At 35.0% G+C, this 14659-nt stretch carries 11 protein-coding genes; 7 read left to right on the top strand and 4 right to left on the bottom strand.

Translation table 11 applies throughout. The annotated features are described in order from the left end of the window. From M3005_RS05055 to M3005_RS05035, 5 genes are all read left to right on the top strand, one after another. A partial coding sequence (locus tag M3005_RS05055; RefSeq protein ID WP_293794286.1) for an MFS transporter occupies positions 1 to 1229 on the top strand: 1229 nt, incomplete at its 5' end. Between the two features lie 40 nt (positions 1230 to 1269). Next, a complete protein-coding gene (locus tag M3005_RS05050; protein WP_293794285.1) occupies positions 1270 to 2520 on the top strand; it encodes an MFS transporter in 1251 nt (416 codons plus the stop codon). A gap of 756 nt (positions 2521 to 3276) precedes the next feature. Further along, positions 3277 to 3903 (top strand): SDR family oxidoreductase, encoded by a 627-nt coding sequence (locus tag M3005_RS05045; protein WP_293794284.1) that lies wholly within the window; start codon positions 3277 to 3279, stop codon positions 3901 to 3903. 147 nt (positions 3904 to 4050) lie between these two features. Then, complete coding sequence (locus tag M3005_RS05040) at positions 4051 to 5673, top strand: ABC-F family ATP-binding cassette domain-containing protein (RefSeq protein WP_293794283.1); 1623 nt, start codon at positions 4051 to 4053, stop codon at positions 5671 to 5673. A gap of 170 nt (positions 5674 to 5843) precedes the next feature. Further along, positions 5844 to 6869 carry a C39 family peptidase gene (locus M3005_RS05035; protein ID WP_293794282.1) on the top strand — a complete coding sequence of 342 codons (1026 nt, stop codon included), beginning with the start codon at positions 5844 to 5846 and terminating at the stop codon, positions 6867 to 6869. Positions 6870 to 6905: 36 nt separating this feature from the next. Here M3005_RS05035 and M3005_RS05030 read toward each other — a convergent pair whose 3' ends face one another. The 4 genes from M3005_RS05030 to M3005_RS05015 all read right to left on the bottom strand — a co-directional run bounded on the left by M3005_RS05030 (position 6906) and on the right by M3005_RS05015 (position 12654). Then, entirely contained in the window at positions 6906 to 8711 is a 1806-nt protein-coding gene (locus tag M3005_RS05030) for a M3 family oligoendopeptidase (RefSeq protein ID WP_293794281.1), read from the bottom strand. Positions 8712 to 8795: 84 nt separating this feature from the next. Beyond that, positions 8796 to 10007, bottom strand: coding sequence for a DUF2075 domain-containing protein (locus M3005_RS05025; RefSeq protein WP_293794280.1), 1212 nt, complete (start codon positions 10005 to 10007; stop codon positions 8796 to 8798). 17 nt (positions 10008 to 10024) lie between these two features. Then, positions 10025 to 10825 carry a methylenetetrahydrofolate reductase gene (locus tag M3005_RS05020; protein WP_293794278.1) on the bottom strand — a complete coding sequence of 267 codons (801 nt, stop codon included), beginning with the start codon at positions 10823 to 10825 and terminating at the stop codon, positions 10025 to 10027. Between the two features lie 95 nt (positions 10826 to 10920). Beyond that, complete coding sequence (locus M3005_RS05015; RefSeq protein ID WP_293794275.1) at positions 10921 to 12654, bottom strand: phospho-sugar mutase; 1734 nt, start codon at positions 12652 to 12654, stop codon at positions 10921 to 10923. Between the two features lie 166 nt (positions 12655 to 12820). On the opposite strand from M3005_RS05015, the gene M3005_RS05010 reads away from it, so the two are divergent. Continuing rightward, positions 12821 to 13477: an NAD(P)H-dependent oxidoreductase gene (locus M3005_RS05010; protein ID WP_293794272.1), complete on the top strand. Its 657-nt coding sequence runs from the start codon at positions 12821 to 12823 to the stop codon at positions 13475 to 13477. Between the two features lie 266 nt (positions 13478 to 13743). Continuing rightward, a partial coding sequence (locus tag M3005_RS05005) for a beta-ketoacyl-ACP synthase 3 (protein WP_293794271.1) occupies positions 13744 to 14659 on the top strand: 916 nt, incomplete at its 3' end.

Genomic DNA, 14659 nt, shown 5'->3' with positions numbered 1-14659 from the left:
AAATTTTAAAAAATAAAGCGGTCTTTGGACTGCTAGGAAGCACCTTTTTTCAAGTGCTAGGAATTAGCCTCTTTAATATGATATTGCTTATCCTGGCGAAGTCTAGCAATCAACCATCTTTATGGGTGACGATTGCGTCCATCGCATCAACAATCCCAGGAGTTTTATCTGCAGTATTAGGTAAAATCGCTGGTGATTTAACCAATAAAGCTAGATGGGTGATTTTATTAACATTCGCTCAATCAGCATTTTTCTTGTTTTTATTCACCGTTTTTCTTTCACACAATCCAAGTGAATTAGGAATTGCGATTGGAATTAATTTAGTCTCAGATATTGTAGGGGTAGTGATTGGACTATTAAAACTACCAATCATCCAAAATAAAGTACCTAAGGAATTAAGACAACAAACAATTGGTATTTATGACAGTATTGGTTTGATTATGCAACCCATCGGTCAAGCGATTGGATTATCGTACATAGCGTCAACCGGGAATTACACACTAGGAAGCTTCATTAATGCGGCGACCTTTTTCATTTCTGGATGTATTTTATTCCTATCAAGAAAAAACTTATCTTATGTTGAACCCAAAAGAGAAGCAAGTGAAAAATCTGGCAAAGGACGTGGCTTTAAAAAAGCTTTCTCTTCACTGGGTAATATTACCGGATTACCTATCATTCGTATTTTAGGAGCATTGGTCATCTTAAATGCACTGGGTGCAAGTATTGATGGGATTTTAAATCTATATATATTGGAACATCCACAAGTTAGTCCACTAGGCTTTGGATTGACAATCTTAATTATTAATATCATTTTTGTGTTCGGAAATGTTTTAGGTTCTGTGATTGTCCATGATTTCTTGAAAAATACTAGTATTCAAAAATTATTGCTACTAGCAGCAGGACTACTAGGGATTTTCTTTATCATTTTGATGTTTAATTTAAGTGTCTTCGTTATTATGATCGTTTTATTCAGTATCATGTACGTGCTAGGTAAAATTAATCCAAAACTATCTGCAATGTTAATGGACAATGTTGATTCGGCATCATTAAGTACCATTTTAGGGATTTTAAATAGTAGTTTAACGGTTGCGACACCAATTGGTAGTATCTTCTTAGTTGGTGGTTACACCTTAATTGGAAAGAACCCGGTTTTAAGCATTAGTTTGTTCATGATTATGGTAGTTATCATTTTATTATCAATCAGAGTGAAACCGAAAGAATTAGGTTAATTCAATATTTATATAAAATAAACGAAAGTAGGTTAGATAAATGATAAAAAAATACTGGCATAGTCAATTTAAATGGTTATTCTTATCTGGTGCATTACAAAGTATTGGGAGTAGTCTTTTTGGAATAGTACTATTAATGATGATTGCTGATAACTTTACTGGATCAGAAAGAGGATGGTTAATCACTGCCGCTTCTTTCGTAAATATTATTCCTTCTGTATTAAATTTTTTAACTGGATATTACGCAGACAAAACTAGCAAAAAGATCAGAATGTCGAGAATAATTAGATGTGTACAGATGTTTATATATGTATTGATAGCATTATTTGCAAAAAGTTTATCTATTTATTCGGTGATTTTCATTTTAGTAATAATTTCATTTTCCAAAGTAAGTGGTAGTTACGCTGGAGGACTTCTATACGAAAAAGAAATAGAGGTAGTTGACGATAATGATAGGGAACAAATAATTTCTTGGAGTTCCGGAAGTATTTCAACATTATCAATGGTATCTCAACTAATTGGTCCTAGTATTTTAGTATTAATCAATTACAAATATGAATATTTTGCATTACTTAATGCACTCATTTTTGGTATTAGTGCCTTATTATTGGGCAACTTAAGTGAATCTTCTAGACATACTGGGTCAACAAAGAATCCTATTACTGAAGATAAGAAATCATCTAATACTACTTTTTTAGGAGCTTTAAAAACGATTTTTTCCATTCCATTATTGGGATGTTATATTTCGGTTTATGCCGTCGCGGGGATCGTAGGGTCTGCATTAGAAAATGTATTCTCCTTATATTTTGCAAATTATCAACAACAACAAATTAGTTCTTTTGGTTTTACGATTGCTCTTGTCGGAGTAGTATTTTCAGTTGCTGAGGTTCTGGGAGCTCTTTTCCCACTATCTGTGTTTAAAAAGATTTCTTTTCTAAATTTAGTTGGTTTACAGACATTCATTTTGTTATTAGGTGTTGTCGTAGCTGAATTGTTTTTATCAACATATGTATTTTTAGTTTTACTATTTTTAGCTGGATTTTTACAAGGAAAGGCTGGGCCAAAACTAAATGCATGGATTATGAATCAAGATATAACAGATAATATTGCACTTTCTCTGGGACTTATCTCAACTACTATGACGTTCACACTACCGATAGGCCAACTAATATTCATGAGTGTTGCTAATATATGGACAGTTACTCTTAGTTTAGAATTAATGGCAATATACATGCTGGTTCTATTGGCATACATTGTTTTTATTAATTATAAGGTTAAAAAAAGCAATTAATTAAGAGAAAAATTACTAACATTAAAGATAGAGATTATCTCTCTGGTGAGATAATCTCTATCTTTTTTATTTATTATAAAGTTTGATCAACTTGCTTCTTCATATTCGATTAATACAAAAAATGGGAGAAATGTTACCGGTTGAATACCGGATTAATTCCTCCCATAAAATCGCATGACCATCATTGAACTTTAGGAGTTCAGGTCATCTTTTTTTATTTTTATTTTACCTCAAAAAACGGTGTCTATTTGACTATGCTTCTTGAGCTTATTTTCCTACGTTAATTGGCATAGCGCGATCTCCTTTCTTGACAATTAGGAAAGATCTTGTTGTTAACCATCAAACAAAAATCTTTCGATAATTGTTTTTTTATTCCTAAGTTGTCTAAAAAGTGATCTCTTTATCATAATGCGATTGTTTATGGATTATTTACTAATAACCTTCTTTGAATCAGCAATAAAATTCGAGATTACAGAAACATTAGACAATTCATTATTAATCCAAATATAAAATAGTTTCATGCGATAATCTCCTTACTTTTTGGATTTAACGAATAAGACTTGATAAGTCACGTGACAGAATGCTTAATCGTTAAACGTATTATATTCCTTTTTTTAATTATTTCAACAAATTATACCAAAAAACTTATTATTGCATAATTTTACATCGAATTTAGTTGACGATTCAAGATACTTTCAAATCAAATCCATTCTTGATAGAATGCTAACAATAAGTAAGCAAAAGGAGAGTTTTATAATGGCAAAAATTTTAGTAATTGGAGCCCATGGTAATGTGGGAATTCATATTGTAGAAAAACTAGGACAAGCAGGCGACCAAGTCTTAGCAGGGGTTCGAAGCGAAAAGCAATTTGGCGAATATGCTGAATTTGAAAACGTTCAACCAATTGAATTCGATTTAAACGGCACGATTGAAGATATGGCTAAGCTATATCAAGATAATCAAGTTGAACAAATCATCTTCTCTGCTGGTTCTGGTGGTGCGACTGGTGATGATCAAACCATGATTATTGATTTAGATGGTGCGATTAAATCAATGTTAGCTGCTAAGCAATCAGGAGTAAAACGTTACCTAATGATTAGTGCAATGGGTGCGGATGATCGTAGTTTCTGGGCGGATTCAGGACTACATGCATACTACATTGCTAAACATTATGCCGATGTTCATTTACGCAATAGTGGTCTAGACTACACAATTGTTAGACCATCTGCACTGACTTTTGACGACCAAACTGATCAAGTCCAAGTTGTTGAAGAGCGTGAAGCAGGGATGAGTATCGCAAGATTAGATGTTGCTCAATTCGTAGTCGATGCAATTCACAATGACCAAACAATTCACCAAATTTTAGAAATCACTTCAAAATAGCTTGATTGTATAAATTAGCTTGTCGGAACTGACTTCATGTGATATTGTTATTTGAGTTATTAAAAGAATCAATAAAATAAAGCAGCTCTTGATTCGATTGAGAACCAAGGGCTGTTTTTAATTAAATTGATTAGATGGAGGTATGAAATGATAACTGTCACTAATATGGGATTACATTTTTCTGGTAAAAAGTTATACGAAGATGTAAACCTTAAATTCACACCAGGTAACTGTTACGGGGTTATCGGGGCCAATGGTGCTGGTAAATCAACTTTTCTAAAAATGCTAGAAGGAAAGATTGAACCCACCACAGGTAGTATCTCAATCGGTAAGAATGAACGAATTTCTAGTTTGAACCAAGATCACTATGGCTTTGAAGAATTTGAAGTTTTAGACACTGTGATTCAAGGACACGAAAAGTTATACAAAATCATGAAAGAAAAAGACGCTTTATACGCTAAAGAAGACTTTTCTGATGAAGATGGAGTAAAAGCTGCTGAATTAGAAGGTGAATTCGCCGAAATGGACGGATGGAACGCCGAAGCAGATGCTTCACAATTACTACAAAATGTAGGAATTGATGAATCTCTACACAATGAAAAGATGAGTGAACTAACTGAAGGTCAAAAGGTGAAGGTCTTATTAGCCCAAGCACTATTTGGTAATCCAGATATTCTATTGCTTGATGAACCTACCAACGGTTTGGACAACCATACCGTTGAATGGCTACAAGAATTTTTAGCTGATTACGAAAACATCGCGATTGTTGTTTCTCATGATAGATACTTCTTAAACCAAGTATGTACTATGATGTGTGACGTTGACTTCAAGAAGATTTCACTATACGTTGGTAACTACGACTTCTGGTTGAAATCAAGTCAACTAGCAGCTAAGATGCGCCAAGACGCTAACGCTAAGAAGGAAGACCAAATCAAAGAATTGAAAGAATTTATCGCTCGATTCTCTGCGAACGCTTCTAAGTCAAAACAAGCGACTTCTAGAAAGAAACAATTAGACAAGATTACATTAGATGATATTCAACCATCTTCACGTAAGTACCCATTCATTAAGTTTGAAAAAGAACGTGATTTAGGAAACGATTTAGTTTCAGTTAAGAACGTTTCTAAGACGATTGATGGTAAGAAGATTTTGGATAACATCACATTTACATTAAGACCGGGTGAAAAGACTGCCATCATTAGTAGAAACGATTTAGCTACTACTACTTTGATGCAAATATTAGCTGGTAAGATGGCACCTGATGAAGGTGAAGTTGTTTGGGGTCAAACTACCAAAGCTACTTACATGCCAAAGAACATCAACTCTGATTTCGATGACGATTCATTAAGCATTATTGATTGGTTAAGACAATACGCATCGAAAGAAGAAAGTGATGATCCATTCCTACGTAGTTTCTTAGGAAGAATGCTATTCTCTGGAGACAATATTCAAAAGCAAATCAAGGTATTGTCAGGGGGAGAAAAGGTTCGTTGTATGTTATCTAAGATGATGCTGCAAAAAGGAAATGTATTGATTTTAGATGACCCAACTAACCATTTGGACATGGAATCAATTACTGCATTGAATGATAGTTTAATTCCATTTGACGGTTCAATCATCTTCACTTCTCATGATAGAGAATTTGTGCAAACTATTGCGGATCATATTATTGAAGTATCTGATAAAGGGATGGTTCAAAGAGCCGACACCCACTACGATGATTTTGTTAATCATCCAGATGTTCAAAAACAAGTTGAAGAACTTTACTAAAAAGAAAGACACAGTTTTCATGACTGTGTCTTTTTTTAGTCTCGTGTCAAAAATATTACCAAAATGTTAAGATTTTCTTACAAGAGTGCATAATAATATTATTCGGTTTTTATTTGTATTATATTAGAAACATAAAATATATTAAATTTTTTATGGATGGAGTGGAAATTATGAAGAAAATATTATCATCATTGGGATTGGTAATGTTTTTGGGAGTTGCTGCACTAACAATTAATGGTAATGCAACTGCTCATGCAGCTGACGAATCCAGTAGTCAACAAGCGACTGAAACTAGTGCAAATAGTTCTAGTCAATCAAGTACAGCTACTAATCAAGAAGGTACTGGTACCAATACAACTACAAATAATGGTTCAAACACAACAGATACTGAGAACGGATTTGTAGATCATGTTGATTTTACAATCAAAACTGCTAAAACTGAAAATGCGCGAATCATTAACGCTGATAATGTAAAGGTTTTTGCTGGTCCATATAATCGTGGAACTAAGTTAGTAAAGACCATTAACTTAAAAGGTCAACTAGTACAATTAAACAAGGTAGCAACTTCTTCTGAAAGAACTTACTACCAAGTAATTTACCAAGGTAAGACTTTAGGTTGGATCAACGATACTTACCTAAGTACTACTAACGTATACGAATTACCATTTGTTTACACTAGTCAACACTTCCCATTTGATGCACCAAATGGTTGTGAAGCTACAGCACTAAAGATGGCACTATCAACTAAGAGTGTTGGTTTGAACCATGGTTTAAACTACTTTTTAAAGAGAATGCCTCGTGCTAAATATGACCAAAACAAGGGATTTGTTGGTAACCCATACGCGGTTAACAACACTAACCAAGATTGGACTATTTACCCTAAGGCATTAGCTAAATTCGGTCGTCAATTCAGAAAAAGCGTCTATAACATTACCGGTGCTTCTAAATCAAAGATTATTTACGAAGTACAACATGGTAATGCTGTGATTGCTGCTACTGGTTACAGAATGAGAAAAGCTACTGGTCATACACTAGTAGTTGTTGGTTACAAACGTGGTTACTTCAAGATGGCAGATCCATCATCATGGGAATCACAAATGAAATCAAACAAGAACAACCCAGTATTTTGGGTTTCAACTAGTCAATTTATGAAGCTATACAACCAAGAAGGTCGTAAGGCAGTTCTAGTTCACTAGGATAAATAAAAAGAGCATCCATAGGATGCTCTTTTTTTATACGTATTTTTCTGTTAAAAGAATGAATTCGTCGACATCTTTTTGGATTAATTTAACGCCATCTTCCCAGAAGTCAGGTTTAGTTAAATCAACACCTAAGTGTTTCATCGCTAGTTCTTCAGTTGACATGTTGGCAGTGTCTTGAAGTAATGCGATGTATTGTTCTTCAAAGTTTTCACTTTCTTGAGCTTTGGCATAAATTCCTAAACTGAATAGGTAACCGAATGTGTATGGGAAGTTGTAGAATGGCACATCATCAAAGTAAAAATGCATCTTGCTTTCCCAGAAGTGAGTTGAGTAAGTTGATAGTGAGTTATCGTATGCTTCTTTTTGTGCAGCTAACATTAAGTCGTTGATTTCGCTGGCAGTTAGCACGCCGTCCTTACGTTTTTCGTAGAATTTATTTTCAAAAATAAAACGAGCGTGGATGTTTAAGAACATCGCAACTGGATTATCCATCTTCGCGTTTAATAGGTTAATCTTTTCTTCGTCAGTTTGTGCTTCTTTAACGTTGGCGTCAGAAACGATTAGTTCACCGAAAGTGGATGCTGTTTCCGCAACGTTCATTGCGTAATCTTGACGGAAGTATGGTAGTTCGTTCATCACACTGCTATGGAAAGCATGACCCAATTCGTGCGCAATTGTTGATGCATCGTTAGGTGAGCCTGTGAAAGTTAAGAAGATTCTTGATTCACCAGTCTCTGGAAGACTTTCCATGTAACCACCGGGCTCCTTGCCAGGACGGTTTTCGGCTTCAATCCATTGGTTTTCAAAGGCACGTTGTGCTAATTGAGCCATCTTAGGTGAGAAACTATTGAATTGTTTAATGATAAATTCAGCAGCTTCATCGTATGTGAAGGTCTTGACTTCACCGTCACTAATGTTAATTGGAGCAGCAACATCTTCCCAACCGATTTGTTCTTTACCAATTAATTGGGCCTTGCGATTTAAGAAATCGATTAACACATTCTTGTTGGCGTCAACGACTTTCCACATAGTATCCAATGTCTTTTGTGACATACGGTTTAATTCAAGTGGGTACTTCAAGAAATCTTCAGTACCATGGAAACGATAGTCTAATAGACGACTTCCTGAAACGTGGTTTAAAGTATCAGCGAATAGGTTTTGCTTATCGCTCCAAGCTTCTTCCCACTTAGGCATTAATTCAGCACGATATTTAGGATCGGCATTACCTAAGATTTCGTTATCAGCTTGACCGGCTGATAGAGTCTTAGGATTACCGTCGCTATCTTTGAAATCAACTTGAACTGAAGAAACTAAGGTACTGTAATGGTTTGACCAGGCACTTAGACCTTCTAAATTCATTTCAGCAATAATGGCTTCTTCGTTGTCATCTAATAGTTCTTGACCAAAGTGACGTTGTTCTTTCAAAGAAAAAACAATCTTATGTAGTGATGGTTCTGCAATTAACTTTTCAAAAGCGTCATCAGATAATGATGCTAACTTCTTTTGTAGTAATTGACTGATTTGAGCTACTTTAACGTCTAATGATTGGATTTTATCAATCAAAGGAGTTACTTCTTCGTTATTAACATCTTCAGAATGTTTACCGTTAATGTACATACCGGTTTGAACGATTCCAGCTTGAATTTTTTGAATGAAGTCAGTTAATTCTGTAAAACGACTAAAGTGTTCGTCATCATCAGCGAAATGGTAATCGTTGATGGCATCGCGGAAGGTGTTAATTGAATCTGCGATTACTTGCAGCTTGTCAGTTAACGCTTTTCCGTGTAATCCGCCTGGGAAAATTGAATCTAAATCCCAATTTAAAGAATATTTCATGAGTAATCCCCCTAAAAATATGGTTGTGGATAATTATACCAGTTAATTAATAAAAAACCGATAAAATTCTCATTTTATCGGTTTTTATAATTGGTTATAATCTTTTAAAAGCTTGTCACGTAAGTTTTTGTTGGATGCGAAAATATATAATCCTTTCACACCACGTTTTAATAAAACGTTTGCGGAATTTAATACCAGCTCCTGTTTGATTTGATTGAATTCATTAATATCAGTGATATCAGCACGTTTTTTGAGTGATTCAACATCGGTAAATTTACCTAAGTCGACTTTGATTTGGTCACCGTCAGCATGGATGATGGGACCGAGGATAACACCAACATAGTTTAAATCAAAACCTTGGCATGTGAACATTGAACCAACCTCGTTAATTGTTTCCGGAATTTCTGCCCATGGCGTTTGCGTATAGTTATATTGATCCCAAGGCATTTTGAAATCTGGTTCCAAGACATAGTGTTTGCCACCATCTAAAGTTGAGGGATAGCCGGAAGTGGAAACAATTCGTGATAGACCGACCTCGTTATTCTTTTTGACAATTAACTTACGCATCTCTTCAGCATTATCAAAAATTCTAAAGTCGTAATCATTCTTTGCGTCCTTAGGAAGAGGGGTTAGGTTTCCGTCAGTAAAGCGGTTAATCCATTGAACCAAGCTATCGCTTGCGGTCATTCTAAACTGATGAGTTAAGTGATACTCATCGTTAGTATATGGATCAATGACATGATGCAATCTTTCTAGATTCCAGAATGATTTAGTGCGAAGCACTTGGCGATGGTCGAATACTAAAATTGTGATTTGTGATCTTTTGATGATTTCACTTAACTGGTTATCATAGTAGAAATTATTATAATGGTCGCCACGAGATAGTAATAAGTGGGCTTCATCAATGATTGTAATATCAACTGGTTCGTGGGTCTTATCGTTTTGGTTGATAAATGAAGTCGGACGATTGAAGTTTTTCTTCAACACATTCTTTTGACTTCCAGCCATCTTTTTGTAGACCTTCAAAATTTCTGGATGGTTAACCAAGAAGTAGTTATGACTTTTGTAAAGCGGACTTTGGTTATCATGAGCTAGTTGTTGAATATCATAAAATAGTTTACTTAAAATTACTGATTTACCAGTTCCAGCATCACCATAAATAGTAAAGACCGCATGCTTATCATCACTAATGTGATTGATTGAGAATTGTTTGATGCGTTCAACTAATTCTGCTTGCTCTGCGGTCAATTGTGTGCTGGGAGCTAATTTGTCATCGGCAGCGTTGCTGTTTGCCATTGTCAAAGACTCCTTTTTTATTCAAAATTATGTTTTATTTCTGTGTAAATTCGATCTGAAACTTCCCAATCGTTTTGGGTGTACAAATGGATTCCATTGACATTATTTTTATATAAATCATTTATTTGATTAATTGCATATTCGATTCCATCCGTTAACATATCTTCGGTTTTATCAAGAAATGCAGGCGCTTCAATTTCATTGTGTAGTAAGTAGTGTTTTTTAAATGAATCTGTAATGGGCATGATTCCAATTCTTATTGGAATATCAATATTGTTTTTGTGAGCTTCCCTTAAGAAATTGTAGATTTTATAATTATCAAAGCACATTAAAGAAATAAGACTGTCAACACCAGTGTCGACTTTTTGCTTGAGGTAAAAAACATCGTCTTTTAGTGACTCGGCAAAAAAATGGACGTCCGGATAACAAGCAGCAACAATATTGGTTCTGCCATCTTCGTTGAGTTGTTTTACATATTTGATTAAGTCACTGGCAAATCTAAAGTCATCTTTAACTTTCATGTTATGATGGAGATTTCCACGAACTAATAATAAGTTCTTGATATTTAACTCACGCAATTCGTTGTAGGCTTTTTTGATTTCTTCTTTCGTGTGCGATAGTCCTGTTAAGTGAAGGACTACTGGAACACCCAAATCCCGTTGAATGTACTTAGCACATTTTAGCATTTCTTCGTATGAGTAGCGACTTAAGTTACTGATGGATACAAAGTCAGGTTTCCACTTGTTAATGTAGTGTTTCATCTGAATAAGATCATGCGAGTTGGCTTCGATTTCAACTGAAAATGTTTGATCTCTCATAGAAGCGTCCTTTCAAAGTTTATAAGTTTAATACTATCATTCTAACATGAAATATAAAAAAGCGTTATTAACGTTTGCTAATAACACTTTCATATTTAAACTAATTGTTCAATTAATGTATCAACTGCATTAACGTAGCTTTCAAGCTTGTTGTTAACAGCCTCTTGACTATCATCGACAGTTCCAAGGTAGAACTTGATTTTAGGTTCTGTTCCGGAAGGACGGATAGCAAACCAAGTACCGTCAGCCAACCAGTATTTCAAAACATTGGCTTGAGGTAGTTTGATTTTTTCAATGTTACCATCATTGTTAGTTTTAGTTGATTTATTGAAATCTTCTAGTGATTCTACTCTTTGACCGTTGAATTCAGTTAATGGATTTGCTCTCAATTCGTTCATGATGTTGTCCATCTTAGCCTTACCTTCAATACCTTCAAATGATTTTGAAATGGTCTTTTCTTCATGATAACCATAAAGTTGGTAAATTGATTGAAGTCCATCATACAAGGTTTGACCTTTTTGTTTGTAGTAAGCAGCTACTTCAGCAAGTAGGACAGTTGATTGAATAGCATCCTTATCACGTACGAATGGTTTGATTAAGTAACCAAAACTTTCTTCAAAACCAAATAAGAAAGTTTTTTCGTTAGTTTCTTCAAAATCCTTAATCTTTTCAGCGATATATTTAAATCCAGTTAAGACGTTTTGCATTTCAACACCGTAATGGTTAGCAATCTTAGTAGCTAATTCAGTTGAAACGATTGATTTAACCACAGCACCGTTTTCGGGTAAATCATTAGCGTCTTGTTTAGCAGTTAAAATGTAATCCAATAATACTGATGCGATTTGATTACCAGTCATTAATTCATAATTACCATCTGGTTGACGAACGGCAGCACCTAGTCTATCAGCATCGGGGTCAGTTGCGATTAAGACATCAGCTTCCTCTTGATTCCCTAATTGAATTGCTAGATTGAAGGCTGAAGCGAATTCTGGATTAGGGAAATCAACAGTTGGGAATTCTGGATCAGCGATTGCTTGTTCCTTTACTAATGAATAGTTTTTAAAACCAACATTATCCAAAGCACGACGGCAAATGATTTTTCCAGTTCCGTGAAGCGGGGTGTAGACGAATTTTAGGTCTTTACCAACTTCTTGGATTAATTGGTGGTTAACGTTAACATTTTTTACATTTTCCAAGTATGAAGCGTCAACATCTTCACCAATAACAGATAGTAGCTTTTGGTTTCTTAATTCTTTGACGTCGGCAACCTCGATTGCGAATACATCTTCGGCTTGGCGAACAAAACTAGTAATCATATCTGAAGCCTTTGGTGGCATTTGACCACCGTCTTCACCATAAATTTTGTATCCATTGTATTGCATTGGATTATGGCTAGCTGTAATCATAACACCCGCAAAAGTATGTAAGTGTCTAATTGCAAATGATAGTTCTGGAGTAGGGCGGATATCATCAAAGACAAATGATTTAATGTTATGTTGTCCTAAAACACGAGCAGCTTCGTAGGCGAATTCTTCTGAATGGTAACGAGAATCAAAACTGATTGCCACACCGCGTTTCTTTTCTTCATCACTTAATGTATCCATGTATGAAGCAAGACCTTCAGTAGCTTGTCTAACGGTGTAGATGTTCATACGGTTAATTCCGGCACCGATTAAACCACGCATACCAGCGGTTCCAAATGACATGTTAGTGCCAAAAGCATCGTTGATTTCGTTTGGATTATTTTTAATGGTATTTAAATCATGTTTTACAGATTCGTTTAAATTGGGTTGGTTAGCCCAAGTTTTGTATAATTCTTGTGCGTTCATATAAAGTCTCCAATAAACTTATTTCATTACAGTTTCTAAGTATAGTTAATGCTGTATTGATAGTCAATTTATAATAGAAGAGAGAGCTTAAATAAAGCTTATTAATTGTCATTGCTTTGGAAAATGTGGTAAGTTACTTTTAAATAATAAGTAAGGAGGATTTATTATGGATAAGAATGAAGAAATTATTCAAACTGCGCACCGTCGTTATGCGACTAAGAAGTTTGATGCTAATAAACAAATTAGCGAAAAAGACTGGGACACGATTCTAGAAGTGGGTCGTCTTTCACCTAGTGCCTTTGGCTTTTCACCTTGGCAATTTCTAGATATCCAAAGTGATGATTTAAAGAAAGAAATTTATGATTATGCTTGGGGTGGTCAAAACAGTCTAAATGGTGCTAGCCACTTTATGATTATTTTGGCAAAAAAAGGAATCACAGCTACTCATCCATATATTCAACATATTACTGAAGATGTGGCAGGTCATGAATATTCAGCGGATTCAGCATTTTCAAAAAAATTCACTGATTTCCAACAAAATGATTTCAAACTAACAGATGATCGTTCCAAATTTGATTGGGCATGTAAACAAACTTATATTGCACTTGCTAACATGATGACTGCAGCTGCCGAATTAGATATCGATAGTTGTGCAGTAGAAGGTTTCAACCGTGAAAAAATTGAAACTATTCTTGCAGAAAAAGGTATTTTAGATACCAAAGAATGGGGAGTGTCTGTAATGGCTGGTTTCGGTTACCGTGATCAAGATATTACTCCTAAGCGTCGCCAACCAATGGAAGAAGTTTATCGTGTAATTAAATAGTAGAAAGTCCATCCATAAAGGATGGCTTTTTATTTAAATAAGGTAGATACGAATTAATAAGCGTTACACAATAAATGATGAGTAACTTATTAATTTCCACCTAAAAATCATTGTTAAAACGTTGCTATAATCGCTTTTTTTATATTATTAGATTTTTGAAATGACTGATAGCAGTTGAAAAAAAGTCTAAATTAATTAAGAATTAATAAGTGGTATTAACAAGTACTATCAAAAAAGATAACCCAAATTGGTTTAGAGGAGATATCATGAACAGTTTTTCAATTTTAGCTACTGCTAAAGCCGTTCCTGAAAAGATAGTTACCAATGACGATTTGGCAAAGATCATGGACACTTCTGATGAATGGATCAGTAAGCGTACAGGAATTAAACAACGCCGAATCGCTGTAAAGGAAACCAATACTTCTTTAAGCGCTGAGGTTGCTTCTCAATTACTAAAGAACGCCGATATTGATGCTGATGATATTGATTTCATTATCGTCGCAACAATGTCTGCTGATTATCAAATGCCATCAACTGCAGCCGCAGTCCAAGGAATCATTGGAGCTAAGAATGCTGTTGCTTTTGATATCAGTGCTGCATGTTCTGGATTTGTTTATGCTACTCATACAATGAACGCATTATTAAACTTAAAGCCTAATGCTTTAGGGATGGTAATTGGTTCAGAAAAGATGAGTAACCTGCTTAACTGGGAAGATAGAACTACCGCCGTCTTATTTGGGGATGGAGCTGGTGGAATGCTAGTTTCAAACCAAGGCGATGGTGAAGTGCTATCCAGCAACTTAAAGAACTATGCTGATGAAGACAAGGCACTACTTGCAGGTCATTTAACAGGTAGTGGTACATTTGGAAAAAGCGATGATGATACAGACGAATTTCTCCATATGAAGGGGAGAGAAGTATTTAACTTCGCAACTAAGAATGTTCCCACATCAATCCGTGAAGCTGCAAAACAAGCAGGAATCGAGTTAAGTGACATAAATCACTTTGTGTTACATCAAGCGAACGCACGAATTATTAAATCTGTAGCCCGCAAATTAGGCGAAAATGCCGATAAGTTCCCTGTTAACATCAATCTTTATGGAAACACATCTGCAGCCAGCGAACCAATTTTGTTGTCAGAAATGATGGAAAATGGTTTAATAGCTAAGGGAGATATTATCG

It is taken from the genome of Apilactobacillus sp., from assembly GCF_025290035.1.
Classification (GTDB): Bacteria; Bacillota; Bacilli; order Lactobacillales; family Lactobacillaceae; genus Apilactobacillus.
This window is presented reverse-complemented; position numbering and strand designations above follow the sequence as displayed.